At 65.2% G+C, this 26,157-nt stretch carries 24 protein-coding genes and 1 pseudogene; 11 read left to right on the forward strand and 14 right to left on the reverse strand.

All coding sequences use genetic code 11. The features are described 5' to 3' along the window. Positions 1-433: 433 nt before the first annotated feature. Together ABFO07_RS30425 and ABFO07_RS30430 are read left to right on the forward strand one after the other, a co-directional pair. Entirely contained in the window at positions 434-1,978 is a 1,545-nt protein-coding gene (locus ABFO07_RS30425) for a methyl-accepting chemotaxis protein (RefSeq protein WP_059957957.1), read from the forward strand. 361 nt (positions 1,979-2,339) lie between these two features. Beyond that, positions 2,340-3,884, forward strand: a complete 1,545-nt coding sequence (locus ABFO07_RS30430) for a methyl-accepting chemotaxis protein (RefSeq protein WP_059920334.1) — start codon at positions 2,340-2,342, stop codon at positions 3,882-3,884. A 71-nt stretch (positions 3,885-3,955) separates the two neighbouring features. Here ABFO07_RS30430 and ABFO07_RS30435 read toward each other — a convergent pair whose 3' ends face one another. The 5 genes from ABFO07_RS30435 to ABFO07_RS30455 form a co-directional block, all read right to left on the reverse strand. Then, on the reverse strand, positions 3,956-4,405 hold the full coding sequence (locus tag ABFO07_RS30435) for an OmpA family protein (protein ID WP_081059608.1): 450 nt from the start codon (positions 4,403-4,405) through the stop codon (positions 3,956-3,958). A 68-nt stretch (positions 4,406-4,473) separates the two neighbouring features. Further along, complete coding sequence (locus ABFO07_RS30440; RefSeq protein WP_230941810.1) at positions 4,474-4,965, reverse strand: hypothetical protein; 492 nt, start codon at positions 4,963-4,965, stop codon at positions 4,474-4,476. After that, positions 4,965-5,138, reverse strand: coding sequence for a M35 family metallo-endopeptidase (locus ABFO07_RS30445; RefSeq protein ID WP_347469300.1), 174 nt, complete (start codon positions 5,136-5,138; stop codon positions 4,965-4,967). Before ABFO07_RS30445 ends, ABFO07_RS30440 begins: the two co-directional genes overlap by 1 nt. A gap of 18 nt (positions 5,139-5,156) precedes the next feature. After that, a complete protein-coding gene (locus ABFO07_RS30450) occupies positions 5,157-5,639 on the reverse strand; it encodes a hypothetical protein (RefSeq protein ID WP_347469301.1) in 483 nt (160 codons plus the stop codon). Next, positions 5,626-5,865 carry a hypothetical protein gene (locus ABFO07_RS30455; protein ID WP_124481866.1) on the reverse strand — a complete coding sequence of 80 codons (240 nt, stop codon included), beginning with the start codon at positions 5,863-5,865 and terminating at the stop codon, positions 5,626-5,628. Before ABFO07_RS30455 ends, ABFO07_RS30450 begins: the two co-directional genes overlap by 14 nt. On the opposite strand from ABFO07_RS30455, the pseudogene ABFO07_RS30460 reads away from it, so the two are divergent. Then, a pseudogene (locus tag ABFO07_RS30460) lies at positions 5,837-6,125 on the forward strand (methyl-accepting chemotaxis protein); the annotation flags it as partial. The gene ABFO07_RS30455 and the pseudogene ABFO07_RS30460 overlap by 29 nt on opposite strands. Positions 6,126-6,235: 110 nt before the next feature. Here the strand turns inward: ABFO07_RS30460 and ABFO07_RS30465 are convergent. The 5 genes from ABFO07_RS30465 to ABFO07_RS30485 form a co-directional block, all read right to left on the reverse strand. Beyond that, positions 6,236-6,694 (reverse strand): hypothetical protein, encoded by a 459-nt coding sequence (locus tag ABFO07_RS30465; protein WP_230942564.1) that lies wholly within the window; start codon positions 6,692-6,694, stop codon positions 6,236-6,238. Further along, positions 6,687-7,334 (reverse strand): M35 family metallo-endopeptidase, encoded by a 648-nt coding sequence (locus ABFO07_RS30470; RefSeq protein ID WP_347469302.1) that lies wholly within the window; start codon positions 7,332-7,334, stop codon positions 6,687-6,689. The genes ABFO07_RS30465 and ABFO07_RS30470 overlap by 8 nt, the downstream gene beginning before the upstream one ends. A gap of 4 nt (positions 7,335-7,338) precedes the next feature. Continuing rightward, positions 7,339-7,797: a PAAR domain-containing protein gene (locus ABFO07_RS30475; RefSeq protein WP_347469303.1), complete on the reverse strand. Its 459-nt coding sequence runs from the start codon at positions 7,795-7,797 to the stop codon at positions 7,339-7,341. Positions 7,798-8,619: 822 nt separating this feature from the next. Continuing rightward, the gene (gene gabD, locus ABFO07_RS30480; RefSeq protein WP_059957954.1) at positions 8,620-10,089 is read right to left on the reverse strand and encodes an NADP-dependent succinate-semialdehyde dehydrogenase; all 1,470 of its coding nucleotides are present in this window, start codon (positions 10,087-10,089) and stop codon (positions 8,620-8,622) included. 91 nt (positions 10,090-10,180) lie between these two features. Further along, on the reverse strand, positions 10,181-11,464 hold the full coding sequence (locus tag ABFO07_RS30485) for a 4-aminobutyrate--2-oxoglutarate transaminase (protein ID WP_124481864.1): 1,284 nt from the start codon (positions 11,462-11,464) through the stop codon (positions 10,181-10,183). A gap of 129 nt (positions 11,465-11,593) precedes the next feature. Between ABFO07_RS30485 and ABFO07_RS30490 the strand changes: the two genes are divergently transcribed. After that, entirely contained in the window at positions 11,594-13,105 is a 1,512-nt protein-coding gene (locus tag ABFO07_RS30490) for a PLP-dependent aminotransferase family protein (protein WP_060018544.1), read from the forward strand. Positions 13,106-13,130: 25 nt separating this feature from the next. Here ABFO07_RS30490 and ABFO07_RS30495 read toward each other — a convergent pair whose 3' ends face one another. Then, the gene (locus tag ABFO07_RS30495) at positions 13,131-13,967 is read right to left on the reverse strand and encodes a DMT family transporter (protein WP_059803823.1); all 837 of its coding nucleotides are present in this window, start codon (positions 13,965-13,967) and stop codon (positions 13,131-13,133) included. Positions 13,968-14,078: 111 nt separating this feature from the next. Here ABFO07_RS30495 and selD point away from each other — a divergent pair, with 111 nt between their 5' ends. Then, positions 14,079-15,143: a selenide, water dikinase SelD gene (gene selD, locus ABFO07_RS30500; RefSeq protein WP_063897985.1), complete on the forward strand. Its 1,065-nt coding sequence runs from the start codon at positions 14,079-14,081 to the stop codon at positions 15,141-15,143. A 244-nt stretch (positions 15,144-15,387) separates the two neighbouring features. Continuing rightward, positions 15,388-16,452, forward strand: coding sequence for a purine-nucleoside phosphorylase (locus ABFO07_RS30505; RefSeq protein WP_059565764.1), 1,065 nt, complete (start codon positions 15,388-15,390; stop codon positions 16,450-16,452). A gap of 181 nt (positions 16,453-16,633) precedes the next feature. Here the strand turns inward: ABFO07_RS30505 and ABFO07_RS30510 are convergent, their stop codons facing one another. Next, positions 16,634-16,927, reverse strand: a complete 294-nt coding sequence (locus tag ABFO07_RS30510) for a DUF4148 domain-containing protein (RefSeq protein WP_059803826.1) — start codon at positions 16,925-16,927, stop codon at positions 16,634-16,636. A 285-nt stretch (positions 16,928-17,212) separates the two neighbouring features. Continuing rightward, positions 17,213-17,899, reverse strand: coding sequence for a response regulator transcription factor (locus tag ABFO07_RS30515; protein WP_059565762.1), 687 nt, complete (start codon positions 17,897-17,899; stop codon positions 17,213-17,215). A gap of 382 nt (positions 17,900-18,281) precedes the next feature. Here ABFO07_RS30515 and ABFO07_RS30520 point away from each other — a divergent pair, with 382 nt between their 5' ends. Both ABFO07_RS30520 and ABFO07_RS30525 read left to right on the forward strand, forming a co-directional pair. Then, positions 18,282-18,596 (forward strand): H-NS family nucleoid-associated regulatory protein, encoded by a 315-nt coding sequence (locus tag ABFO07_RS30520; RefSeq protein ID WP_059565761.1) that lies wholly within the window; start codon positions 18,282-18,284, stop codon positions 18,594-18,596. A 67-nt stretch (positions 18,597-18,663) separates the two neighbouring features. After that, on the forward strand, positions 18,664-19,563 hold the full coding sequence (locus ABFO07_RS30525; RefSeq protein ID WP_347469304.1) for a hypothetical protein: 900 nt from the start codon (positions 18,664-18,666) through the stop codon (positions 19,561-19,563). A 46-nt stretch (positions 19,564-19,609) separates the two neighbouring features. Here the strand turns inward: ABFO07_RS30525 and ABFO07_RS30530 are convergent, their stop codons facing one another. Continuing rightward, a complete protein-coding gene (locus ABFO07_RS30530; RefSeq protein ID WP_059565759.1) occupies positions 19,610-20,614 on the reverse strand; it encodes a LysR family transcriptional regulator in 1,005 nt (334 codons plus the stop codon). Between the two features lie 167 nt (positions 20,615-20,781). Between ABFO07_RS30530 and ABFO07_RS30535 the strand changes: the two genes are divergently transcribed. Genes ABFO07_RS30535 through ceoB form a run of 3 tightly spaced genes read left to right on the forward strand, consistent with a single transcriptional unit; the run spans position 20,782 to position 26,151 of the window. Next, complete coding sequence (locus ABFO07_RS30535; protein ID WP_124492003.1) at positions 20,782-21,654, forward strand: alpha/beta hydrolase; 873 nt, start codon at positions 20,782-20,784, stop codon at positions 21,652-21,654. A gap of 32 nt (positions 21,655-21,686) precedes the next feature. Continuing rightward, entirely contained in the window at positions 21,687-22,904 is a 1,218-nt protein-coding gene (locus ABFO07_RS30540) for an efflux RND transporter periplasmic adaptor subunit (RefSeq protein ID WP_347469305.1), read from the forward strand. Positions 22,905-22,950: 46 nt separating this feature from the next. After that, entirely contained in the window at positions 22,951-26,151 is a 3,201-nt protein-coding gene (gene ceoB, locus ABFO07_RS30545; protein WP_059563766.1) for a multidrug efflux RND transporter permease subunit CeoB, read from the forward strand. Positions 26,152-26,157 lie beyond the last annotated feature (6 nt).

The following is a 26,157-nucleotide window of genomic DNA, read 5'->3' on the forward strand; positions in this document are numbered from 1 at the left end:
TGCCGCGCGTGCGGCGCGGCCGCACGCATCCCGTCCGCCCGGCTCGCGCGCCTGTCGCGCGAGGCCGGGCGGTTTTGTTTTGGGCCGCATGGATTTGATTCGATGCGCCGATCTGAAACGAGACATATTCACACTGCGATCGATGCACTCTCATTGAATCAATCGATGCATGGACACGCTGCGGGATTCATCGTCGGACCGCGCTGGAAACCTTGTCCGGATTGGGTCTGGCGTTTATCCATGAACGATTTGTTTGATGGAGATAAGAAGTCGCATTAGATGTACATGTTTTACCCTTAGACGGATCATGTTTTCGAAAAAGATGCCGAAAGCGTAGGGATCGAATCGGTGGCTTGCGGAATTCCGGGAGGCGCCGGTCGAAATCCGTCAATCCAGAAGCGGGCGCAAGACCCGACCACCGGAGCCCTAACCCATGCGCAACAACCAGCCCGTCACCCAACGCGAATTCGAGTTTCCCGATAACGCGACGTTGATGTCGACCACCGACACGAACAGCTACATCACCTATGCGAACGCGGCCTTTATCCAGGTCAGCGGATTCTCCAGCGACGAAATAGAAGGCCAGCCGCACAATCTCGTACGGCACCCGGACATGCCGCAGGAGGCGTTCGCCGACATGTGGGCGACCCTCAAGGGCGGGGAGCCGTGGACGGCGCTCGTGAAGAACCGCCGCAAGAACGGCGACCACTACTGGGTGCGCGCGAATGCGGTGCCGGTGATGCGCAACGGCCAGCCGAAGGGCTACATGTCGGTGCGCACGAAGGCGACGCGCGACGAGATCGCGGCCGCCGAGGCGCTGTATCGCGATTTCCGCGAAGGCAAGGCCGGCAATCGACGCTTCTACAAGGGGCTGATCGTGCGCACGGGCGTCGCGCGCGTCACGTCGCTGTTCCAGACGCTGTCGGTGAGCTGGCGGCTGCATTTGCCGCTGCTTACGCTCGCGCCAGCGGTGATCGCCGCGGGCTGGGCATGCGGCCTGACGGGGGGCGGCCTGGCCGCATTCGCCGTCGGCGCGGCGGGCGGGGCGGTCGCCGCGGGCGTCTGGCTCGACATGCAGATCGCGCGCCCGCTGCGGCAGTTGCGCGACCAGGCGCTGAACGTCGCGACCGGCGAAAGCCGGAGCGGCGTGCGAATGAACCGCGTCGACGAGATCGGCATGACGCTGCGCACGATCAACCAGCTCGGGCTGATGTTCCGCTGGCTGGTGGACGACGTCAGCGAACAGGTGCACAACGTGCAGCGCGCGAGCAACGAGATCGCGCAGGGCAACAACGACCTGAGCGCGCGCACGGAGCAGGCCGCGTCGAGCGTGCAGGAGACGGCGGCATCGATGGCGCAGATGACGGCGACCGTCGACAGCAACGCGCAGACGGCGCAGCAGGCGAACCAGTTGTCCGTTTCGGCCAGCGAGGCGGCCGTGCGGGGCGGGCAGGCGGTGTCCGAGGTGGTCACGACGATGAGCGACATCACCGAGAGCTCGCGCAAGATCGCCGACATTATCGGCGTGATCGACGGGATTGCGTTCCAGACCAACATCCTCGCGCTGAACGCGGCAGTGGAGGCGGCGCGCGCGGGCGACCAGGGGCGCGGGTTCGCGGTGGTCGCGGGCGAGGTGCGCGCGCTCGCGCAGCGCAGCGCGAATGCGGCGAAGGAGATCAAGGCGCTGATCGACGCGAGCGTCGAGCGGGTCGAGTCCGGCGCGCGGCGTGTCGATGACGCGGGCAGCACGATGGAGGACATCGTCACGCAGGTGAAGCGCGTGTCGGACCTGATCGCGGAAATCAGCTCGTCGACGGCCGAGCAGAGCACGGGCGTCGCGCAGGTGGACCAGGCCGTCGTCCATCTCGACAACATCACGCAGCAGAACGCGGCGCTGGTCGAGCAGAGCGCGGCGGCGTCGGAGAGCCTGAAGCAGCAGGCGACGCGGCTCGTCGATGCGGTAAACGTGTTCCAGTGAGGCGGGCGCGGCGGGGCGCCGGCACGCTCCGCCGCGTGAATGCCGGCATTCGATGCCGGAAAATGCCTGCGCGTCTATTCCGGGAAATTTCATGTTTTGAAAACAGAAATAATCGTATTGCTATTTATTTGATTTTTACTGTTCATTAATGGGTCGATCATTTCTCGGAAAAGCAATTTTGTTGACGTAAATCAGTGCGCACTCTTTTTTGACATATTTTTTACACGCAAGGGGTAAGGTTTTAGAAGAGTTTGCCGAATAGCAGAGGCATGACCATTCGCATGCGATGAAGCCGGACGCGAACGGTCCCGAGTCGTCAATCCTGAAGCGGGCGCGAGACCCGCCATTCGGAGCCCTGCTGATGCGCAATAACCAGCCCATTACCCAACACGAATTCGAATTCCCCGATGACGCGACGCTGATGTCGACCACCGACACCGACAGCATCATCACGTACGCGAACGCGACTTTCATCCAGATCAGCGGCTACGCGGGCGAAGAGCTCGAAGGCCAGCCGCACAACCTCGTGCGCCACCCGGACATGCCGAAGGAGGCGTTCGCCGACATGTGGGCGACGCTCAAGGGCGGCGAGGCGTGGTCTGCGCTCGTGAAGAACCGCCGCAAGAACGGCGACCACTACTGGGTGCGCGCGAACGCGGTGCCGGTGATGCGCAACGGCCGGCCGCACGGCTACTTGTCGGTGCGTACCAAGGCGCCGCGCGACGAGGTCGCGGCCGCCGACGCGCTGTATCGCGCGTTCCGCGAAGGCAAGGCCGGCAGCCGGCGCTTCTTCAAGGGGCTGGTGGTTCGCACGGGGATCTTCCGCGCCGCGTCGCTGCTGCAGACGATGTCGGTGCGCGGGCGGATCCATTCGGCGCTGCTCGTGATGGCGCCGGCCGTGGTCGGCACCGGCTGGGCCTGCGGCCTGACGGGCGTCCCGCTCGCGGCGTTCGCGGCGGTGACGGCCGGGCTGGCTACCGCGGCGGGCGTGTGGCTCGATGCGCAGATCGTGCGCCCGCTGAAGCAGTTGCGCGACCAGGCGCTGAACGTCGCGACCGGCGAAAGCCGGAGCGGCGTGCGGATGAACCGCATCGACGAGATCGGCATGACGCTGCGCACGATCAACCAGCTCGGGCTGATGTTCCGCTGGCTGGTGGACGACGTCAGCGAGCAGGTGCACAACGTGCAGCGCGCGAGCAGCGAGATCGCGCAGGGCAACAACGACCTGAGCGCGCGCACCGAGCAGGCTGCGTCGAGCGTGCAGGAAACGGCGGCGTCGATGGCGCAGATGACGGCGACCGTCGACAGCAACGCGCAGACGGCGCAGCAGGCGAACCAGTTGTCCGTTTCGGCCAGCGAGGCGGCCGTGCGGGGCGGGCAGGCGGTGTCCGAAGTCGTCAATACGATGAACGACATCAGCGCGAGCTCGCGGCGGATCTCGGACATCATCGGCGTGATCGACGGGATCGCGTTCCAGACCAACATCCTCGCGCTGAACGCGGCGGTGGAGGCGGCGCGCGCGGGCGACCAGGGGCGCGGTTTCGCGGTGGTCGCGGGCGAGGTGCGCGCGCTCGCGCAGCGCAGCGCGAATGCGGCGAAGGAGATCAAGACGCTGATCGAGAACAGCGTCGGACGCATTGCATCGGGCGCGCAGTTGGTCGACGGCGCGGGCCGGACGATGGAGGACATCGTCGCGCAGGTGAAGCGCGTGTCGGACCTGATCGCGGAGATCAGCGCGTCGACCGCCGAGCAGAGCTCGGGCGTCACGCAGGTCGATCAGGCGGTGGTGCATCTCGACAGCATCACGCAGCAGAACGCGGCGCTGGTCGAGCAGAGCGCGGCTGCGTCGGAGAGCCTGCAGCAGCAGGCGACGCGGCTCGTCGATGCGGTGAATGCGTTTCGGTGATGGCGGAAACGTGCGAGGCAGGAGGAAGGCGGCCCGCATTGCGCGGGCCGGCTTGGGTGCGTCGTGCTACGTCATTGCGCCCTGGGTATGGGATTCAGGTTCGGGCAACAGTGGTTAGGGCATCCCGGACTAACGTTCACTTCGACGCGTCGCCCGGATTGACCGAACTCGTCCGGCTTGAAAATTTTCCCTGCCAAGGCGCTTTTCTCGCCACGGATCGAAAACTGATCTAGGACCGCCATCACGTTTTTCGCTCGTCGCGTTGCAAGCTGTTGCGCGTCACGTTCGGATTGCTCGGCCAGTCCGATCAGCCATACCGTATCAATGATCGGAAAGCGCTTGTGCATGTCGCTCGACCATGCCGACAACCTCGACAGTTCGGCCGGAGAAATCGCGCTCGAATCAGCATCGAAAACAATATCGATGTAATGAGCGGGCATGTTCGACGCACCGTCACACGCGAATGCTGCATGTGCGCAGCACAACGCGAGCGCGGCGGCGGTTAGGAATTTAGTCGCCATCGATATCGTACGCGCGGCACTGTTGGCGTTTTGGAACGAGAACACCCATATGCGCGAGCGTTCCGTGGTCACCGATTGATGAGTTTGCTGTGTGGCGTTACGCGAGGGTCGTCACACATCCATGCGCAGCTACCTTTGCAAATTGGCGTAAATTCCACGATTATCTGATTGGTTTTTATTGTGCCGTCCGGTTGTCGCGTAATCATTTCATCGGTAAATGTCTTTTTGTCGATAAGGATCTGATCGGCACTGATGCCGAGTTGTTGCAAATACTCTTTTACGTTTTCTCCGCGTATATCCTTCAGTTTTTCGATGTTTTTCTCATAAACGAAGGCGCCCGCAATTACGACTGCTTGAATTTTTACATTCGGCCATTTTTTTGCCTCGATAACGCTATCGGCTATCGTCACTCTGTCTGCATTAGAAAGTGTGGTTGTATTGAATGGAAGTTGCAACCGCGCTTCCTCGCCTATCGTGCATGCCATCGCTACGTTCGATAGCATAGACGACAGCGTGAGCGTGCAGACAGCAACGCTGGATTTGAGGGGATTTTTGTTCATTATTCGATTGTCTTGTCAAGGGTTGCTATGTATCCGGTAATGCTGTCTGCATTACTAATGGCAAGGTCCGGGTTGTTCGTTGCAAAAATTTTCATTCCAGATTCGCTGTTTCCATACATGGCGTCATCTGAATCGAATGTGTCGGTGAAGTGGGTGCATTCGTGGATTAACACCTTTATCTGTGCCTCATGCTACAACTCGCCAAACGGGTCGCTGCAAAATGACGAGTAGATGGCAATGATTCGTTTATCGGAGTCGGGCTTGCAAACGGCGGCACGATTTTGGCCGCTGTCAGGTACGGCTGCGCAAGATAGATTCCTGCTGGTTTCGCTGTCCCATCGAACAATTTTTTCCGGCACTAACTCTTGCATCGTGGAGCACAATCGTGGAAGACCGGCCGATAACGTGTTGCGAATCTGCGCGTTAGCACGTCCAAAATAGGTGGTGACGCGCGCTTGTTCGCTCGCGTCCCATCTTACTAGTGCTGCAATGCGGGCATTAATCAGACGGACGGCTTCATCGCGAGCGCGCATCACGATCTTTATGAACTCTTCATTGCTCATGTTCGGGCATATCGGCTTCGTGTTGATATCGACATACACCTTGGAACCGGGCCTTGTGTTCGTCATGGCCGTGTCGTGTACCAGTACGTAGTCATCTTCAGGATGCGGCATTTCCGCTCCTTGCAATCTCGAACTTGAGCGATTCCACATACGCCGATGTGACGCGTTGCGTATGGCCTGTCGCGTCTGTCACGCCGGTGAATATCTTTCCGGACGATAGGCGAATCCGATAGCGGACATTCGCGAGCGGTCGCCCGCTCTCTGCATCGCGCAACACGTACTGTTCGCGGGCGAGGTGCGGGCGCTCGCGCAGCGCGAACGTGGCGAAGGAGATCAAGACGCTGATCGGGGCGTGCGTCGAGCGAGTCGAATCGGGCGCGCGGATCGTCGACGGCGCGGGCAAGACGATGGAGGACATCGTCACGTAGGTGAGGCGCGTGTCGGACCTGATCGCGAAGATCGGCTCGTCGGCGGCCGAGCAGAGCACGGGTGTTGCGCAGGTCGACCAAGCGGTCGTGCACCCGTGCAACATCACGCAGCAGAACGCGGCACTGGTCGAGCAGAGCACGGTGGCCGTCGGAGAGCCTGAAGCAGTAGGCGACGCGGCTGGTGGCGGCGGTGAACGTGTTTCGGTGATGGAGTGAACGCTCGAGGTAGGAGGACGGCGGCCCGCTTTGCGTGGGCCGGCGTTGGGGTGTCGTGCTACGTCATTGCGCCCTGGGGATGGGATTCAGGTTCGGGCAACAGTGGTTAGGGCATCCCGGGCCGAATGTGATCTCGACGCGCCGCCCGTTGTCGTCAAACTCGCTCGCGGGAAACGGCAATTTGTAGATTCGCGCGATCATCGAATTTCGTTCGCCCCGAATCAAAAATTGATCTAACGCGCCTTTAACGTTCGCTGCACGTCGATGCGCAAGCTTCTGCGCGCTTCGTTCCGTCGGTTCGGCTAATCCGACAACTGACACCACATCGATAATGGGGAAGCGATTGCGCATGTCGTTCGACCATACGGAAAGCTTCGCCAGTTCGGAGGTAGATAGGTCGCTTGAATTGTTGTCGAATCGAACATCAAAATCCCAACCGGGCATGTTCGACGGACCGTCGCACGCGAACGCCGTATGTGCGCAGCTCAACACGAGCGTGATGGCAGTGACGAACTTATTCAATGTCAACGACGTACCCCGCGATGCTGTCGGCGTTGTTGATTGCCAAGTCCGGGTTTGATCGTCCCCAACCGGGGAGCAAGGGCGTAATCGTGTATTGGTCATCGGTCGACGACATGGTGTCGTGAAAATGGGTGGCTTCGTGAATGATGGTTGACACGTGCGAATCAGCGTTCGCTGTCCACGGGCGCATCGTGCAGAATCGCCCACTGATCGCGATCGTATGTGTTGCCGTGTCCGGCGCGCATACGTGGGCGGCTTCGTTCGTCATTCCTCGTGGGTGAGGCGTGCAACCCGTCGCAAGATCGTCAGTGCTGCCGCTTCGAACCACATTGGTTTCGTTGAATGCTCGAACCACGGCAAGCACTTTCGTTAGGCCGGTGAGTAGGTGCATACGCGTGCGCTCGTCGTTTCGACAGAACCACCTGAATACTCGACCCTTATCGACCTTCGACCACTTTTGCAAATCAGCAATGCGGATCGTCAATCGGTCAACCGCTCGCCCTTGAGCCACTGCAAAGACCTTGCGGAATTCTGAGTTGGTCATGTTTTCGCAAATCGGTCGCAAGTCAACATCCGCGAATGTCTGCGATCCAGCGATGGTGTTTGTTGTCGTCTCGGCGACGGTAGTTTGGTTTCCCATCGTCTCAATCCTCGATTACAAGCTTCAATGTCTGCGCGCCTTCGGTCTGCACGCGCACGGTACATCCGTTCCGGTCACTCACGCCTGACGCCAGCACGTTCCCGGATTGATCCTTGATCCAATAGCGCACGTTGCTTAACAGTTGTTTTGTCCGCACGTCGCGGATCACGAACTGATCGTCATGGATGCCCGACCCGGGCGCGTGTCTTGCGGGAGAGTATGTCGAACGGGTGACGAACGGGTTCGCCGCATGGTGGCCGCCGCCATAGAAAATCGAGCTGTCGCTACCCGCGATGAGTCGGTTTTGCCCGCATGGACAGAGTACGGCGTCACCCTCCAGCGCAACACATCGCCCGCGGTGAATCATGCGCTGCGCACTGCCCGCTATCAGGAACGTCCCCTCGCAATTTCCGCATGTCGCCTTGTCGCCATCCAGGGCGACCTTTTTGCCGTGATTGGACATCGTAGACGTAACGGCGATGACGATGCCGCCCGTTGTCGTCGTGTCGCCGTTCCTGACTGCTCGTCGGCTCTTGGTCGTTTCCTCAGTCGTATGGACGAGCTATGGAGGGTCGCCGGTAGCGATTGATTCGTATATTGGACGAGTATGATTTATGTTAGCAATCCAAAGCGCTGTCCAGCGGAAGATGAGCCTGGACGGAGCATTTCCTCCGCATTTCAACGGGACGATGAGCCTGGGCTGAAGCGGACGCGGCAAGGGATCGACTGCCGATGGGCTGTAGGCTAGTCGGGATGGTTGATGATCTGTGGATGATCATCGATTTGAATGAAACAAGAATTCGCACCATCGAATAGGTACGCGCCATACTCGACGGAACCGAGACGCTGGAATTTGTGCCCGCAATCGATGCCCGTAGCGCGCTGCACATGGATCGCATCGGTGCTGGCCGGCGGCACCATCGCCGACTCAAGCGCGCCAGTCGCGGGCTGGTGTTGCGCTACCTGCGCCGCTTCAGCGGTTTCAGCCGCGCGCCCGCGAATCGGCTGGCGCGGCGCCGGCTGACCCGCGAGAAGCTGGTTCGGCCCAAAGGCGCGCCTTCGAACGCCTTGCGTGGCGTTATACCGACGTTGATCTGGATGCGCTGGCCGTTTTGGACAGTATTCGTTCGGCGGATGCCGCGATCGAAATCGCGTCCGCGGAGCCGGGAGACATCGCGCGTATCAAGGTGACGCGGGCGCAACGGAGAGGCGCCGGCCCGCGTCGGGCCGCCCGGTTCCGGCCGGGCGGCCAGGGCCTGTCGCCGAAGCGGCAGGCCCCGAACCGTCAGACGGCCAGGCAGAGGTACTTGATCACGACGTAGTCGTCGATGCCGTAGTGCGAGCCTTCGCGGCCGAGGCCGGACTGCTTCACGCCGCCGAACGGCGCGACTTCGTTCGAGATCAGGCCCGTGTTCACGCCGACCATCCCGTATTCGAGCGCTTCGGCGACCTTCCACACGCGGCCGATGTCGCGGCTGTAGAAGTAAGCGGCCAGGCCGAACTCGGTGTCGTTCGCGAGCTGGATCACCTCGTCGTCGCTGCTGAACTTGAACAGCGGCGCGAGCGGGCCGAACGTCTCGTCCTTCGCAACCTTCATCGCCGGCGTGACGCCCGTCAGCACGGTCGGCTCGAAGAAGCCGTGGCCGAGCGCATGGCGCTTGCCGCCCGTCACGACGGTGGCGCCCTTCGCGAGCGCGTCCTCGATGTGCGCCTCGACCTTCAGCACCGCCGCTTCGTTGATCAGCGGGCCTTGCGTGACGCCCGGCTCGGTGCCGCGCCCGACCTTCAGCTGGCCGACCGCCGCCGCGAGCTTCTGCGCGAACTGGTCGTACACGGCTTCATGCACGTAGAAGCGGTTCGTGCACACGCAGGTCTGGCCGCTGTTGCGGTACTTCGACGCGATCGCGCCCTGCACGGCCGCGTCGAGATCGGCGTCGTCGAACACGATGAACGGCGCGTTGCCGCCGAGCTCCAGCGACACCTTCTTGACCGTCGGTGCGCATTGCGCCATCAGCAGGCGGCCGACCGGCGTCGAGCCGGTGAACGACAGCTTGCGCACGATCGGGCTCGACGTCAGCTCGCCGCCGATCGCCTTCGGGTCGCCCGTCACGACGCTGAATACGCCGGCCGGCACGCCCGCGCGCTCGGCCAGCACGGCCATCGCGAGCGCCGAGAACGGCGTCGCCTCGGCCGGCTTCACGACGATCGGGCAGCCGGCGGCGAGCGCCGGGCCGACCTTGCGGGTGATCATCGCCGCCGGGAAATTCCACGGCGTGATCGCCGCGCACACGCCGACCGGCTCCTTCGTCACGACGATGCGCTTGTCGCTCGCCGGGGTCGGAATCGTGTCGCCGTACACGCGCTTGCCTTCCTCCGCGAACCACTCGAGGAACGATGCCGCGTAGCCGATCTCGCCCTTCGCCTCGGCCAGCGACTTGCCTTGCTCGGTCGTCAGGATCAGCGCCAGATCGTCGGCGTGTTCCATCATCAGGTCGTGCCACTTGCGCAGGATCGCCGCGCGTTCCTTCGCGGTCTTCTTGCGCCACGCCGGCCATGCGGCGTTGGCGGCGTCGATCGCCTGGCGCGTCTCGGCCGCGCCCATCGCCGGCACCACGCCGACGAGGCCGCCCGTCGCCGGGTTGCGGACTTCGAACGTCTCGCCGTTCGCGGCGCCTTGCCATACGCCGTTGACGTAGGCCTGCTGGCGGAACAGCGACGGGTCTTTCAGGGAAAGCGTTTCTTGGACAGTGCTCATGGGGATGCCTGTTTGCGGATGCTGCAGATGCGACGGCCGCCGCGGTCCGGCGCAATGGCGGGACGGCGGCGGCGCGATCAGGGGCGGGACGTCAGGCCGGCACGCCGACCGTTTCCTTCAACACTTCTTCCAGGATGACGAGCGCTTCGTCGAACACGGCCTGCGGGATCGTCAGCGGGAACAGGAAGCGCACGACGTTCGAGTACACGCCGCACACGAGCAGCAGCAGGCCGCGCTCGAGCGCACGCGCCTGCACGCGCTTCGTGAAATCGGCGTCCGGCTCGCCCGAGCCCGGCTTCAGGAACTCGACCGCGATCATCGCGCCCGGGCCGCGCACGTCGGCGATCTGCGGCACGTCGGCCTGCAGCGCGTTCAGCTTGGCCTTCAGCACGTCGCCGAGCTGCGTCGCGCGCTCGCACAGCTTCTCTTCGTCGATGATCTCGAGCACCGCGTGCGCCGACGCGACGGCCAGCGGGTTGCCCGCGTACGTGCCGCCGAGGCCGCCGGGAGCCGCCGCGTCCATCACGTCCGCACGGCCGACGACGCCCGACAGCGGCATGCCGCCCGCGAGGCTCTTCGCCATCGTGATCAGGTCGGCCTGCACGTCGTAGTGCTGCATCGCGAACAGCTTGCCGGTGCGCGCGAAGCCCGTCTGGACTTCGTCGGCGATCAGCAGGATGCCGTGCTCGTTACAGATCTTGCGCAGCGCGCGCACGAATTCCGCCGGCGCCGGGTTGAAGCCGCCTTCGCCCTGCACCGGTTCGAAGATGATCGCGGCGACGCGCTTCGGATCGATGTCGGCCTTGAACAGCATCTCGATCGCCTTGATCGAGTCGGCGGTCGTCACGCCGTGCACGGCGTTCGGGTACGGCGCGTGGAACACGTCGCCCGGGAACGGGCCGAAGTTCAGCTTGTACGGTGCGACCTTGCCGGTGAGCGCCATGCCCATCATCGTGCGGCCGTGGAAGCCGCCCGAGAAGGCGATCACGCCCGGACGGCCGGTGGCCGCGCGCGCGATCTTGACCGCGTTCTCGACGGCTTCGGCGCCGGTCGTGAAGAACGCGGTCTTCTTCGTGAAGTCGCCCGGCGCGCGGGCGTTGATCTTCTCGGCCAGCTCGACGTACGACGCGTACGGGACGATCTGGTACGCCGTGTGCGTGAAGTTGTTCAGCTGGTCGGCGATCGCCTTGACGATCTTCGGGTGGCGGTGGCCCGTGTTCAGCACCGCGATGCCGGCGGCGAAATCGATGAAGCGGCGGCCTTCGACGTCCCACAGCTCGCTGTTCTCGGCGCGGGCTGCGTAGAAATCGCACATCACGCCGACGCCGCGCGGGGTGGCGGCGTTCTTGCGGGCCTGCAGATCGGCATTCTTCACGGTCATCTCCTTGATGTTTCGTATCCGGTGAGAAGGAATCGGGTGCGCTCCGGCAGCCCATGACGGCGACTATAATCAGATTTGGCTCTGACAATCAGAGCCATTTCAATAAATAGTTAGGAGCCAATCATGCGGGCAAGCGTGTTGTCGGACTGGCTGGCGCAGCGTCTCGTGCGCGGCGGCGGACAACCGATCTACCGGCAGCTGCACCGGCTGCTGCAGCAGGCGATCCTGTCGCGGGAGCTGCCGGCCGGCACGCGGGTGCCGTCGTCGCGGCTGCTCGCGGCCGAGCTCGGCATCGCGCGCAATACCGTCACCCAGGTGTACGAGCAACTCGCGCTCGAGGGCTACGTGAGTTCGGCCACCGGCCGCGGCACGTTCGTCGCCGACAGCGCGCCGGACGAGATCGTCGGCGCGCCGCCGGACCTGGCGAGCCCGGCCGTGATGCTGCCGACGGCCGCGCGGCCGCTGTCCGCGCGCGGCGCGCGGCTCGTCGAGGGGGCGGGCGTGTCGAAGCGGCAGGGCGGCGCGTTCATGCCGGGCGTGCCCGATGTGTCGCGATTTCCGGCACGCGTGTGGACCCGGCTGCACAACAAGTACTGGCGGCGCTTGCGCCCCGATTTGCTGACCTACGCGCCGGGCGGCGGGCTGGCGCTGCTGCGGGAGGCGCTTGCCGATTACCTGCGCACGTCGCGCTCGGTGCGCTGCACGCCCGAGCAGATCGTCATCACGACCGGCATTCATCAGTCGATCGACCTCGCGGTGCGGCTGCTGACCGACCCCGGCGACGCGATCTGGACCGAAGACCCGTGCTACTGGGGCGTGCGCAGCGTGCTGAACGTGTCGGGGCTGACGACGCGGCCGATCCCGGTCGACGACGAAGGGATCGCGCCGTCGGCCGCCGATCTCGCCGAGCCGCCGAAGCTGATGCTCGTCACGCCGTCGCACCAGTATCCGCTCGGCATGGTGATGAGCCTCGCGCGGCGGCGGATGCTGCTCGAATACGCGCGCCAGCACCGCTGCTGGATCATCGAGGACGACTACGACAGCGAATTCCGCTACGGCAGCCGCCCGCTCGCGTCGCTGCAGGGGCTCGATACGGCCGGGCAGGTGATCTACGTCGGCAGTTTCGGCAAGACGCTGTTCCCGGGGCTGCGGGTCGGCTACCTGGTCGCGCCCGAGCCGCTCGCGGAGAGCTTCGCGACGGCGAGCGCGGAGCTGTATCGCGAAGGGCAGCTGCTGCAGCAGGCGGTGCTCGCGGAATTCATCGCGGAAGGGCATTTCGTGTCGCATATCCGCAAGATGCGCACGCTGTACGGGCAGCGCCGCGAGATGCTGCTCGACGCGGTCGCGCGCCGCTACGGCGACACGCTGCAGGCGGCGGGCAGCGATGCCGGGCTGCATCTCGTGACGCGCCTGCCGGATGGCGTCGACGATCGCGCGGTCGCGCAGGCCGCGCTTGCACGCAACATCGTCGTGCGGCCGCTGTCCGGGTATTACGCGGATCGCGAGCGCGCGGCGTCGGGCCTGCTGCTCGGCTATGCGTGCGTGCCGGAGCAGGAGATCGCGCCGGCGTTCGCGACGCTGGCGGAGGCGATCGACGAGCGGGCGTTCGACCGGCCGGGTATTGCCGTCGCGTGAGCGCCGTGCGTGCGCAGCGGTGCGCTCACATCCGGATCAACGCCGCGCCCGCGACCACCAGCGCACAGGCGACGAGCCGCTGCGCGCCGGGCCGCTCGCGCATCACGAACCAGCCGATCGCGACCGCGAAGATCGAGCTCGTCTCGCGCAGCGCCGACACGGTCGCGACCGGCAGGTGCCGGTACGCGAGGATCACGATCCCGTAGGCGGCGAGCGAGATCGTGCCGGCGATCGCGCCCTGCCTCAGCGCCACGCGCGAGCCGAGCACGGCGCGCGGGCCGCCGCGCACCGCGCAGACGAGCACGATCTGCGGCACGCTCCACAGCAGGTATACCCATGCGATGTAGCCGAGCGCGCTGCCCGCGACGCGCGCGCCGATCCCGTCGCAGATCGAATACGCGGCGATGAACACGCCGGTCAGCAGCGCGTACGGCACGCCTTCCCCGGAGAACCGGAAGCCGCGCCGCAGCGCGAGCGACATGATCCCGAACGACACCAGCGCGATCCCCGCGAAGCCGAACGGCGTCGGCCGTTCGTGCAGCATGGCGAACGCGAGCACCGACACGAGCAGCGGCGATATCCCGCGCGCGATCGGATAGATCTGCCCGAACTCGCCGTTGCGATACGCGCGCGCGAGCGTGAAGCAGTACGCGACCTCGAGCGCGGCCGACGCGGCGATATACGGCCACGCGGCGGGCGCCGGCGCGGGCAGCAGCGCGGCGCCGGCGACGCCGAACGCGAGATACGGCAGCGACATCGTGCCGAGCTGGACGAGCCGGTCCTCGCTGACGTGCAGGAAGGCATTCCAGATGGCGTGCAGCAGCGCGGAGCACAGCACGAGGCCGATGAACAGGTGATCCATGGAGGGCGGCAGAGGGAAGACGGACGGGGCAGCGCCGTCATTATGTGGGCGGCGCGCGCGCGGGCGCGGAATTGTCGATAATAGAACGTTGTTATTCACCGGATGCCGACGATGACCGAAGCCACCCAGACCCCGCCCGCCGTTCCGCGCCTCACGAGCCTGTCGCATGGAGGCGGCTGCGGCTGCAAGATCGCGCCGGGCGTGCTGTCCGAGCTGTTGAAGCGCGCGACGCCGCCGGCGCTGTTCCCGGATTTGCTCGTCGGCACCGAAACCTCCGACGACGCGGCGGTCTACCGCCTGAACGACGAGCAGGCGATCGTCGCGACCACCGATTTCTTCATGCCGATCGTCGACGATCCGTTCGACTTCGGCCGCATCGCGGCGACCAACGCGCTGTCCGACGTGTACGCGATGGGCGGCAAGCCGATCCTCGCGCTCGCGCTGGTGGGGATGCCGATCAACGTGTTGCCGCACGAGACGATCGCGGCGGTGCTGCGCGGCGGCGAAGCGGTGTGCGCGGATGCCGGGATTCCGGTCGCGGGCGGCCATTCGATCGATTCAGTCGAGCCGATCTACGGCCTCGCGGCGATCGGCGTGGTGCATCCGTCGCGCGTGAAGCGCAACGCGGCCGCGCGCGCGGGCGACGTGCTGGTGCTCGGCAAGCCGCTCGGGGTCGGCGTGCTGTCGGCCGCGCTGAAGAAGAACCAGCTCGACGAGGCCGGCTACGCGCAGATGATCGCCACCACGACCAAGCTGAACCGGCCGGGCGCCGAACTGGCCGCGCTGCCGGGCGTGCATGCGCTGACCGACGTGACGGGTTTCGGGCTGCTCGGCCATACGCTCGAACTCGCGCGCGGTGCGGGGCTCACGGCGCGCGTGCACTACGCGTCGCTGCCGTGGCTCGCGGGCGTCGAGGCGTTCGTGGCAGACGGCGTGTTCACCGGCGCGTCGGGGCGCAACTGGGCCGCGTACGGCGCGGACGTGCGGCTTGCCGATGCGCTGCCGCCGGTCGCGCAGGCGCTGCTGACCGATCCGCAGACGTCGGGCGGCCTGCTTGTCGCCTGCGCGCCGGATGCGGTCGACGACGTGCTCGCGTGCTTCCGTGCGGACGGGTTCGATCGCGCGGCGGTGATCGGCGAGATGGTCGACGGGCCGGGGCGCGTCGACGTGATCTGATCGATCTGTCGCGCGCGCGGCGGCGCGCGCGACGCCCGCCGGGATCGAGCGGATAGCATTCCTGACGTTTTCCCCTGACGCTGCGATTCCGCGCTGCATCGCACGCATCCGAAGCCGGCGGCGCGTGATGCATCCCGCCGCTGGCGTCGCGCCACGCATCCCGCATCGATGCCGATCGCTTTATACTCCGTCGCGCAGTCTCCGACAGTCGTTCTCACCCAACATCCCCAAACAAGGAACGCCGATGCTGACTCGCTCCATTCTTTCAGCCGCCGCATTCTCGCTCGCGGCTTGTGCGACCGCACCGTCGATCGCGCAGGACAACACGGGCAATGCGTTTGCCGAGACCGGTGCACAGGGCCGCCCGGTCAAGGTCATGATCATCACGATGTTCGGGCCGGAAGGCCAGGCCTGGCTCGATCGTCTCGGCCCGTGGCGCGACGTGACGGTGCCGGGCCTGTCGCCCGACTACCCCGCGGTCCACTGCAACAAGCAGGACGTGTGCGTGATCACGACCGGCATGGGCTATGCGAACGCCACGGCGTCGATCATGGCGCTGACGTTCTCGCAGCGCTTCGACCTGCGGCACACGTATTTCCTGATCTCCGGCATCGCCGGCGTCGACCCCGCGCAAGGGACGGTGGGCTCCGCCGCGTGGGCGAACTACCTCGTCGATTTCGGTATCCAGTGGGAGCTCGATGCGCGCGAGATTCCCGCCGGCTGGAACACCGGCTATCTCGGCATCAACACGAAGAGCCCGACGGAAAAGCCGCCGCTCGACTACCGCAACGAAGTGTTCCAGCTGAACCCGCAGCTGGCCGACGCCGCGTATGCGCTGTCGCGCAACGTGGTGCTCGCCGACAGCCCGCAGGCGCAGGCCGCGCGCGCGAAGTTCGGCTACGCGCCCGCGAACCAGCCGCCGTCGGTGATCCGCTGCGACACGTCGTCGGGCAACACGTGGTTCTCGGGCACGCTGCTCGGCGAGCGCGCGCGGCAATGGACGAAGATCCTGACGGACGGCAAGGGCACCTACTGCATGACCGCACAGGAAGACAACGCGACGTTCGAGGCGCTCAAGCGTGCGGCAAGCGTGAAGCGGGTGGACCTGTCGCGCGTGGCGGTGCTGCGCACCGGCTCCGACTTCGACCGGCCGTATGCGGGGCAGACGAGCGTCGACAACCTGCTGAACTACGCGGACCAGGGCGGCTTCGCCCCGGCGACCGAAAACCTGTACCGCGCGGGCAATCCGCTCGTGCAGGACATCGTGTCGCACTGGGGCGAGTGGCGCGGCGGCGTGCCGCGCCGCTGACGGTTCAGTGCGAATACTGCGACGGCCGATACGGCGTCCAGACCGGCGTATCGCTGTTCCAGTGATCGAGCGGCGAGGGCAGTTGATCGTTCATGACGAACTCCTTCAATTGACTGGCTGATTGCCTGATGCAGATCGCGACGCCGCGCGCGGGGATGGCCCGCCGCGCGGCGTCGTCCGTTTACCGGCCGGCGCCCGCGAGCTGATTGCCTTCCGGCGTCGGGCGATACGGGCGCGGCACGAGATCGAGCCCTTGCGCGTACGACGTTTCCTTGCGCAGGCGTTCGACGGTGCCGTCGTGGCGCGCCTGCTCCAGTTCCGCGAGCACTTCGGCGCGGGTCCGGGGGCCGTTGTTCTGGCTGTACAACGACGTGTTTCTGTAATCGCCCGCGTGAACCGGGGTGGTGTCGGCGAAGGCCGGCGCGGACACGGCGAGTGCGAGAACGAGGGCGGAGAGCAGACCGCGGCGGTTCATGATGGAACTCCTGTCGATTCGATGCGCATGGGGTTGCGCGACAGGGTTTACTCTAAGAGTCGAACCCGCTGCGATAAATGGCGGTTCAGCGAATTGAATTGTCGTCAGGGCGGAACAATCGTATCCCGCGTGCGCATTGGGGATATCGCGCAACGCGATGCCGCAAGGGGCTGGCGCGGGATGGCGGCACGCCCCGGGCGGTCGTGCCGTCCGCCGCGCGATGCATGAATCCTATTGGCGCAATAGTGCTGTGCCTATCGAGGAAGAATGGCCGGCGCGCGCTCGTCAGGCCGCTTCGAGCCGATAGCCGAGCGTATAGATCGTGCTGAGCCGCACGCCGTTCGCCGGATGGAGCGCGAGTTTCATCCGCAGCCGGTAGATGTGCGTGTCGAGGCTGCGCGACACGCCGGCCATGTCGCGTCCCCACAGCGAGCGAATCAGTTCGTCGCGCGGCATGATGCGCCCGAGATTGCGAAACAGCAGCACGGCGAGATCGAATTCGCGCGGCGTCAGCCTGACCGGCGCGCCATGCAGCAGCACCGTCCGCGTCTTCATGCTGATCCGGTAGCCGCCGACGTCGAGCACGCTCTGACGGACGACGCCGTCGTGATACGCGCGGCGCAGCAGCGCATTGACCCGCGCCAGCAGCTCGAACTCGTTGACCGGCTTGACCATGTAGTCGTCGGCGCCTGCGTTGATCGCGGAGAACATCACGTCCTCCCGCACACGATTTGTCAGGAAGAGGATCGGCAGGCGCCCGCCGATGCGTTCGCGGGTCCACTTGAGAACCTCGAATCCGGACAGCCCCGGGACGAGCCAGTCGAGGATCAGCAGATCGACGACCGAGCTTTCCAGATGGCGGATTGCCTGGTGACCGTTGCTCACCGCATGCACGTGGTATCCCGATTTTTCCAGTACTGCGGTGATCAATTCGATATAAGTTTTATCGTCCTCGAGATATAGAACGTTCATCTTCAGTACTCCTTTGGTAGCGGGCGAATCGATCGGGCTGCATCGGGTGTGACGATCCGCGCGGAACCGCCCGTAAGCGGGCAATCAGCAGCCACGATGTTCGCATCGCTGCGTTCTTGAATTGTCAACAATTGTGAACTTCAGTGGAATTATTTAAACCGGAATAAGTTGGATTTTCTTTGATTTTTTAAATCAAGATTTTTCGAAGCCTTTTTTGGAAATGCAAAAATAGATAATCGGGATTTAATTTGTTCTTGAATTTAGTATCGATGGGCGCGCGTTGACAAAAGTTGTCAATTGGACCAGCTCGCGCGATTACGCTTGGACGTGCCGTCATGGCGTCGATGCGACGACCGCGGACGTGCGTTTTTCGGAGGCAGGCATGCTGATCTACAGATCGTTCATCGAAAAGAAGGCGCTGCTCGAAGAGCAGCTGGAGCGGGAACGTCTCGCGATAGCGGCAACCGTGTTGCTCGAGGTGCGGCGGTGCATCGAAGAATTCGGTTTTAGCCAAGACGTGGTTTTTCCAGGCGCGGGCGCTCGGAGCAAAAAGCGCCGCGTGAAGTATTTCAATCCGCAGACCGGGCAGACGTGGTCAGGTGTCGGTCGGGAGCCGACGTGGCTGCGTGGCCAGGATCGGAGCCGGTTCGAGATCGCTGCGCACACGGATGAACTGTCTCGGGATGAGGAATCCTGATCATTTGGCATATGAAACGTCGTCGTGTCGATGTCGAGAAGAGGCGGGCGGGTCGTGTGCCGCAGCGGTGCTGCTGCAGATGACGACGGGCGCGACGCATGGACGGAGGTTTGCCGTGCAACGGCGGCGAATGTGCTGCCGTTGCGGATGGAACCAGTTCCATTCGTCAATCTTACATTTTGTTTATGACATTTGTTGCTGTCAAGGTCGAAACCCGCGCCGGCATGTGCGAGCGGGCGGGACGGAGGCGCGAAAGCGTATGAGCGACTGTGCAATCCAGCAGGAAGACGAGGCGTTGGGGACGGATCCCGTGTACGTCGGCATCAGTGTCGCGACCGAGATCGTTGAAATCTCCGTGTCGTCGCTGAGCGTGATTCTCGGATACCGGAACGAGACGTTCGGCATCGAATCGCTGACCGATGCGATTGCCGAATGGTCGCCGGCGCTCGTCGTGCTGGAGGCAGCCGGCGGTCTCGAGCTGGAAGTGGCGTGTGCGCTGCAGGCAGTGCGGTTGCCTGTCGTGGTGGTCAATCCGCACCATGCCCGCGATTTCGTCGCGGGCGCGGCCGAGCGGTCGCTCGAAGGGAAAGGGGCGCGTGCCCGTATGCTGGCGGAACTGGCGTGCGTGCTCGTGCGGCATCCGTCTTGCAGCCGGATCGTTGCGCCGCTGTCCGATCCGCAACTGCGCTACGTACAGGCGCTGGTGCAGCGCCGCCGGCAACTCGCACGCACGCTGATGGCGGAGTATCAGTTGCTGGCGTGGTGCCACTCGAGTGTGCGCGGGGGCATCGAACAGACGATCGCGTTCCTGAAGAACCAGATCGGTGTGGTCGACCGCCATTGCGCGCGGCACGTGAGCGCGCAGCGCGCCGACGTTGCGAGGGCCCTGGCGCGCGTGAAGCGAGCGGATCGCGATGCACCCGCCGGCCGGGCCGGCGATTTCATGGCCGCCTGGCGGGTGAAGTGACGGGACGGCCGGCGTGCGCCGGCCTTGTACAACCCTTGCGTGCCGCTCAGGCCACCCACTCGTTGAGCACCGGCGTGTCGAGCGCCGGCGCGCGCTCGGCATCCTCGAACGTGCGCTTCGTGCAGGTCGCGTCGAGGCCCTTCTTGCCGCTCAGCAGCGGGCAGCGGTCGAACACCTCGGCCACCCAGTCGACGAACACGCGCACTTTCGGCGACAGATGGCGGCTGTGCGGATAGACGACCGAGATCGGCATCGGCAGCGGCTTGTAGCCGGGCAGCACTTCCTTCAGCCGGCCGTCGCGCAGGTACGGCAGCACCATGAACAGCGGCGGCTGGATCAGCCCGAAGCCTTCGAGCCCGCAGCTCACGTATGCGTCCGCGTCGTTCACCGACACGACCGCGTTCATCTTGACCTCGACTTCCTTGCCGTCGATCAGGAACGACCAGTCGATCATCCGGCCGGTGCGGTTCGAGAAGTAGTTCACGGCCTTGTGCTGGCTCAGGTCCTCGATCGACTGCGGCTCGCCGTACTTCTCGAGATACGCGGGCGATGCGACCGACGTACCTTCGAACAGGCCGACGCGGCGCGCGACGAGCGACGAATCCTGCAATGCGCCCACCCGGATCACGCAGTCGACGCCTTCCTGCAGCAGGTCGACCGGGCGGTCCGTCAGGCCGAGCTGCAGGTCGATGTCCGGATAGCGATCGTGGAATTCGCACAGCGCCGGGATCACGACCAGCCGTCCGAGCGAGCCGGGCATGTCGACACGCAACTTTCCGTGCGGCTTGCGGTTGTTGTTCTGGAAGCTTGCTTCGGTTTCCTCGACGTCCGCGAGGATCCGCACGCAGCGTTCGTAGTACGCGGCGCCGTCGGGGGTCAGCGACAGCCGACGGGTGGTCCGGTGCATCAGCCGCACACCGAGGAACGCCTCCAGGTTCTGGATGATCGTCGTGACGGAGGCTCGCGGCAGACCGAGCGTTTCTGCCGCCTTGGTGAAGCTGCTCGTGTCGACGACGCGTGTAAACACCTGCATGGCTTGCAGCCGATCCATCGCTACCTCCGCATTTGACTGACCCAACGACAAGGCTGCGTCACCTGAGGTGAACGCAGCCTGTGATTGTTCGGGGTCGTTGAATTGTGTTGCCGGATTATAGGCATTTATCCGGATGTCTGCCGGACCCAGAATGCGATCCATCTTGAAATGGATGACGTTTCGTCATGGACGCTTCTGAATTCAGCAAATTCCTGAAAGCCGCGCTGCCGGCCAATGCCAATGCCGGCGCGGCGTTGACGGTCGCCGAGGTGGAGATCCCCGGCTATGCGCAGGACATTGCACTGCGCATCTATCGCCGTCCCGATAAAACCGGACTGCCGGTAGTGCTTTACTTCCACGGCGGCGGCTTCGTGCGCGGCACGCTCGACGACGCCGATTTCGCCGCGCGCTTTTTAGCAGAACGCTTACCGGCACTCGTAGTCTCCGTCGACTATTCGCTGGCGCCCGCGCATCCGTTTCCGGCCGCGCCGGAAGACGCATATCGCGCGGCGGTGTGGGCCGCGACCCGCGCCCGCGCGTTCGGCGGCAATCCGAAGAAGATTGGCGTCGCCGGCCATGACGCGGGCGGCCAGCTCGCGAACTGCCTCGCCTTCATCGCGCGCGACCGCGGCGACGTGCCGATCGCCGCGCAGGCGCTGTTCGGCCCGATGCTCGACCCGAGCATGACGCGCATCGGCGACGCCGAGCGCCTCGCGTCCGACATCACCGCGCGGGAATGCGCGGCGTGCTACCGCGCCTACCTGCCGCAGGCGTCGCAGCGCATGCACCCGTATGCGGCGCCGCTCGAGTCGGTGCGCCTCGGAGGCCTGCCGCCGACGCTGATCGTCACCGCGCAGAACGACGTGCTGCACGTCGAGGCGGAGAAATACGCGGGCTGCCTGATCTCGTCCGGCGTGCTGACGCAGGTAATCCGCTACCCGGACATTACGCACGCGGCGCTTGCGACGCACGAGGCCGCGTTCGAGGAAGCCGTGCGCTTCTTCCAGTGCCGCTTCCAGGCGTGCCAGCCGAACCGAATCGCGAATCGAACCGAATAACCAATCCAATCCACGCTCACTTGGAGATCACCATGGCCATCCTACGCACCCCTCGCACCCGGATCGCGGTTGCCGCGATCGCGACGCTCGCCGTCGTCGGGCTGGGCACGTTCGGCGCGCTGCGCGTCAATGCGAGCGCACCCGAGAAACAGGCGGCGCCGCTGCCCGAAGTCGACGTCGCCACCGTCGTGCCGCAGACCGTGACCGACTGGCAAAGCTATTCCGGCCGTCTCGAAGCGATCGAGAAGGTCGACGTGCGCCCGCAGGTGTCGGGCACGATCGTGTCGGTCAACTTCAAGGACGGCGCGCTCGTGAAGAAGGGCGACGTGCTGTTCGTGATCGACCCGCGCCCGTACCAGGCCGCGGTCGATCGCGCGGCTGCCCAGCTCGCGGCCGCGCAGGCGCGCAACGGCTACGCGCAAAGCGACTGGCAGCGCGCGCAGCGGCTGATCGGCGACAACGCGATCGCGAAGCGCGACTACGACGAGAAGCAGAACGCCGCGCGCGAAGCGAGCGCGAACCTGAAGGCGGCCGAGGCCGCGCTCGAAACCGCGCGCATCGATCTCGGCTACACGCGAATCACCGCGCCCGTGTCGGGCCGCGTGTCGCGCGCGGAGATCACGCTCGGCAACGTCGTGTCGGCCGGCGCATCGGCCGCGCCGCTGACGACGCTCGTGTCGGTGTCGCCGATCTACGCGTCGTTCGACGCGGACGAGCAGACCTACCTGCAATACATCAACGGCGCGCGCGACGGCCGCAAGGTGCCGGTCGAGCTCGGCCTCGCGAACGAGAGCGGCTACTCGCGCAGCGGCACGATCGACTCGGTCGACAACCGCCTCGACACGTCGTCCGGCACGATCCGCGTGCGCGCGCGCTTCGACAACGCGGACGGCGCGCTCGTCCCGGGCCTCTATGCGCGCGTGAAGGTGGGCGGCAGCGCGCCGCACCCGGCGCTGCTCGTCGACGACGCGGCGATCAATACCGACCAGGACAAGAAGTTCGTGTTCGTCGTCGACCAGCAGGGCCGCGTGTCGTACCGCGAAGTGCAGCAGGGGCTGCAGCACGGCAACCGGCGCGTGATCGTCAGCGGCCTCGCCGCCGGCGACCGCGTGATCGTCAACGGCACGCAGCGCGTGCGCCCCGGCGAGCAGGTCAAGCCGCACATGGTGCCGATGACGGGCGGCGATGCGCCGTCCGCGCCGCTCGCGGGCAACGCGAAGCCCGCTGCACCGGCGAAGGCGAATTCGTAAGCGGCCCGCCCGCCACGCTTTCGCGTCGAACCAGACAGAGCCATTCATGAACATATCCAAATTCTTTATCGATCGCCCGATCTTCGCAGGGGTGCTATCGGTCATCATCCTGCTCGGCGGGGTGATCGCGATGTTCCTGCTGCCGATTTCGGAATACCCGGAAGTCGTGCCGCCGTCGGTGATCGTCAAGGCGCAGTATCCGGGCGCGAACCCGAAGGTGATCGCCGAGACGGTCGCGTCGCCGCTGGAGGAGCAGATCAACGGCGTCGAGGACATGCTGTACATGCAGTCGCAGGCGAACAGCGACGGCAACATGACGATCACCGTCACGTTCAAGCTCGGCACCGATCCGGACAAGGCCACGCAGCTCGTGCAGAACCGCGTGAACCAGGCGCTGCCGCGCCTGCCGGAAGACGTGCAGCGGCTCGGCATCACCACGGTGAAGAGCTCGCCGACGCTGACGATGGTCGTGCACCTGATCTCGCCGGACAACCGCTACGACATGACCTACCTGCGCAACTACGCGCTGATCAACGTGAAGGACCGCCTGTCGCGGATCCAGGGCGTCGGCCAGGTGCAGCTGTGGGGTTCGGGCGACTACGCGATGCGCGTGTGGCTCGATCCGCAGAAGGTCGCGCAGCGCGGCCTCGCCGCCGAGGATGTCGTGCGGGCGATCCGCGAGCAGAACGTGCAGGTCGCGGCCGGCGTGATCGGCGCGTCGCCGTCGCTGCCGGGCACGCCGCTGCAGCTGTCGGTGAACGCGCGCGGCCGCCTGCAGACGGAAGACGAGTTCGGCGACATCGTCGTGAAGACGACGCCGGACGGCGGCGTCACGCACCTGCGCGACATCGCGCGGATCGAGCTCGACGCGTCCGAGTACGGGCTGCGCTCGCTGCTCGACAACAAGCCGGCCGTCGCGATGGCGATCAACCAGTCGCCGGGCGCGAACTCGCTGCAGATCTCGGACGAAGTGCGCAAGACGATGGCCGAGCTGAAGCAGGACATGCCGGCGGGCGTCGACTACAAGATCGTCTATGACCCGACGCAGTTCGTGCGTTCGTCGATCAAGGCCGTCGTGCACACGCTGCTCGAGGCGATCGCGCTGGTCGTGATCGTCGTGATCGTGTTCCTGCAGACCTGGCGCGCGTCGATCATTCCGCTGATCGCGGTGCCGGTGTCGATCGTCGGCACGTTCTCGCTGCTGCTCGGCTTCGGGTATTCGATCAACGCACTGTCGCTGTTCGGGATGGTGCTCGCGATCGGTATCGTGGTCGACGACGCGATCGTGGTGGTGGAAAACGTCGAGCGCAACATCGAGAACGGGATGACCGCCCGGCAGGCGACCTACAAGGCGATGCAGGAAGTGAGCGGGCCGATCATCGCGATCGCGCTCACGCTGGTCGCCGTGTTCGTGCCGCTCGCGTTCATGTCGGGCCTGACGGGCCAGTTCTACAAGCAGTTCGCGATGACGATCGCGATCTCGACGGTGATTTCGGCGTTCAACTCGCTGACGCTGTCGCCGGCGCTGTCGGCGATCCTGCTGAAGGGCCATGGCGACAAGGAAGACTGGCTGACGCGCGTGATGAACCGCGTGCTCGGCGGCTTCTTCAAGCGCTTCAACAAGGTGTTCCATCGCGGTGCGGAGCACTACGGCCACGGCGTGCGCGGCGTGCTGTCGAGGAAGGCCGTGATGCTCGGCGTGTACGTTGCGCTGGTGGGCGCGACGCTGCTGGTGTCGAAGGTCGTGCCGGGCGGCTTCGTGCCCGCGCAGGACAAGGAATACCTGATCGCGTTCGCGCAGCTGCCGAACGGCGCGTCGCTCGACCGCACCGAGAAGGTGATCCGCGACATGGGCTCGATCGCGCTGAAGCAGCCGGGCGTCGAGAGCGCGGTGGCGTTCCCGGGGCTGTCGGTGAACGGCTTCACGAACAGCTCGAGCGCGGGCATCGTGTTCGTCACGCTGAAGCCGTTCTCGGAACGGCACGGCAAGGCGCTGTCGGCCGGCGCGATCGCGGGCGCGCTGAACCAGCAATATGGCGCGATCAAGGATTCGTTCGTCGCGGTGTTCCCGCCGCCGCCGGTGCTCGGCCTCGGCACGCTCGGCGGCTTCAAGCTGCAGATCGAGGATCGCGGCGCGGTCGGCTACGCGAAGCTCGCCGATGCGACCAACGACTTCATCAAGCGCGCGCAGCAGGCGCCCGAACTCGGCCCGCTGTTCACGAGCTACCAGATCAACGTGCCGCAGCTCAACGTCGATCTCGATCGCGTGAAGGCGAAGCAGCTCGGCGTGTCGGTCACCGACGTGTTCAACACGATGCAGGTGTATCTCGGCTCGCTGTACGTGAACGACTTCAACCGCTTCGGCCGCGTGTACCAGGTGCGCGTGCAGGCGGATGCGCCGTTCCGCCAGCGCGCGGACGACATCCTGCAGCTGAAGACGCGCAACGGCGCGGGCGAGATGGTGCCGCTGTCGTCGCTCGTCACCGTGACGCCGACGTTCGGCCCCGAGATGGTGGTGCGCTACAACGGCTACACGGCGGCCGACATCAACGGCGGCCCGGCGCCGGGCTTCTCGTCGGGGCAGGCGCAGGCCGCGATCGAGCGGATCGCGCACGAGACGCTGCCGCGCGGCGTGCGCTTCGAGTGGACCGACCTCACGTACCAGCAGATCCTCGCGGGCGATTCGGCGATCTGGGTGTTCCCGATCAGCGTGCTGCTCGTGTTCCTTGTGCTCGCCGCGCTGTATGAAAGCCTGACGCTGCCGCTCGCGGTGATCCTGATCGTGCCGATGAGCATTCTGTCGGCGCTCACGGGCGTGTGGCTCACGCAGGGCGACAACAACATCTTCACGCAGATCGGCCTGATGGTGCTGGTGGGGCTGTCGGCGAAGAACGCGATCCTGATCGTCGAGTTCGCGCGCGAGCTGGAGCACGACGGCAGGACACCGCTCGAGGCGGCGATCGAGGCGAGCCGGCTGCGGCTGCGGCCGATCCTGATGACGTCGATCGCGTTCATCATGGGCGTCGTGCCGCTCGTCACGTCGACCGGCGCGGGTGCGGAGATGCGCCATGCGATGGGGGTCGCGGTGTTCTTCGGGATGCTGGGCGTGACGCTGTTCGGCCTGATGCTGACGCCGGTGTTCTATGTGGTGCTGCGCACACTCGCGGGCGGCAAGATTCACGTCGCCGGCAAGGATTCGGCCGGCTATGGCGTTCCGGCGCCGGGCGTGCCGGCTTCGGATGCTTGAGGACAA

It is taken from the genome of Burkholderia stagnalis, from assembly GCF_039848545.1.
Lineage (GTDB): Bacteria > Pseudomonadota > Gammaproteobacteria > Burkholderiales > Burkholderiaceae > Burkholderia > Burkholderia stagnalis.

Excerpts from the sequence above, each read along its gene's own strand:
- ABFO07_RS30425 (WP_059957957.1), top strand. The coding sequence starts at position 434 with ATGCGCAACAACCAGCCCGTCACCCAACGCGAATTCGAGTTTCCCGAT.
- ABFO07_RS30430 (WP_059920334.1), top strand. The coding sequence starts at position 2,340 with ATGCGCAATAACCAGCCCATTACCCAACACGAATTCGAATTCCCCGAT.
- ABFO07_RS30435 (WP_081059608.1), bottom strand. The coding sequence starts at position 4,405 with ATGGCGACTAAATTCCTAACCGCCGCCGCGCTCGCGTTGTGCTGCGCA.
- ABFO07_RS30440 (WP_230941810.1), bottom strand. The coding sequence starts at position 4,965 with ATGAACAAAAATCCCCTCAAATCCAGCGTTGCTGTCTGCACGCTCACG.
- ABFO07_RS30450 (WP_347469301.1), bottom strand. The coding sequence starts at position 5,639 with ATGCCGCATCCTGAAGATGACTACGTACTGGTACACGACACGGCCATG.
- ABFO07_RS30470 (WP_347469302.1), bottom strand. The coding sequence starts at position 7,334 with ATGGGAAACCAAACTACCGTCGCCGAGACGACAACAAACACCATCGCT.
- ABFO07_RS30475 (WP_347469303.1), bottom strand. The coding sequence starts at position 7,797 with ATGTCCAATCACGGCAAAAAGGTCGCCCTGGATGGCGACAAGGCGACA.
- gabD (WP_059957954.1), bottom strand. The coding sequence starts at position 10,089 with ATGAGCACTGTCCAAGAAACGCTTTCCCTGAAAGACCCGTCGCTGTTC.
- ABFO07_RS30490 (WP_060018544.1), top strand. The coding sequence starts at position 11,594 with ATGCGGGCAAGCGTGTTGTCGGACTGGCTGGCGCAGCGTCTCGTGCGC.
- ABFO07_RS30495 (WP_059803823.1), bottom strand. The coding sequence starts at position 13,967 with ATGGATCACCTGTTCATCGGCCTCGTGCTGTGCTCCGCGCTGCTGCAC.
- selD (WP_063897985.1), top strand. The coding sequence starts at position 14,079 with ATGACCGAAGCCACCCAGACCCCGCCCGCCGTTCCGCGCCTCACGAGC.
- ABFO07_RS30505 (WP_059565764.1), top strand. The coding sequence starts at position 15,388 with ATGCTGACTCGCTCCATTCTTTCAGCCGCCGCATTCTCGCTCGCGGCT.
- ABFO07_RS30510 (WP_059803826.1), bottom strand. The coding sequence starts at position 16,927 with ATGAACCGCCGCGGTCTGCTCTCCGCCCTCGTTCTCGCACTCGCCGTG.
- ABFO07_RS30515 (WP_059565762.1), bottom strand. The coding sequence starts at position 17,899 with ATGAACGTTCTATATCTCGAGGACGATAAAACTTATATCGAATTGATC.
- ABFO07_RS30520 (WP_059565761.1), top strand. The coding sequence starts at position 18,282 with ATGCTGATCTACAGATCGTTCATCGAAAAGAAGGCGCTGCTCGAAGAG.
- ABFO07_RS30530 (WP_059565759.1), bottom strand. The coding sequence starts at position 20,614 with ATGGATCGGCTGCAAGCCATGCAGGTGTTTACACGCGTCGTCGACACG.
- ABFO07_RS30535 (WP_124492003.1), top strand. The coding sequence starts at position 20,782 with ATGGACGCTTCTGAATTCAGCAAATTCCTGAAAGCCGCGCTGCCGGCC.
- ABFO07_RS30540 (WP_347469305.1), top strand. The coding sequence starts at position 21,687 with ATGGCCATCCTACGCACCCCTCGCACCCGGATCGCGGTTGCCGCGATC.
- ceoB (WP_059563766.1), top strand. The coding sequence starts at position 22,951 with ATGAACATATCCAAATTCTTTATCGATCGCCCGATCTTCGCAGGGGTG.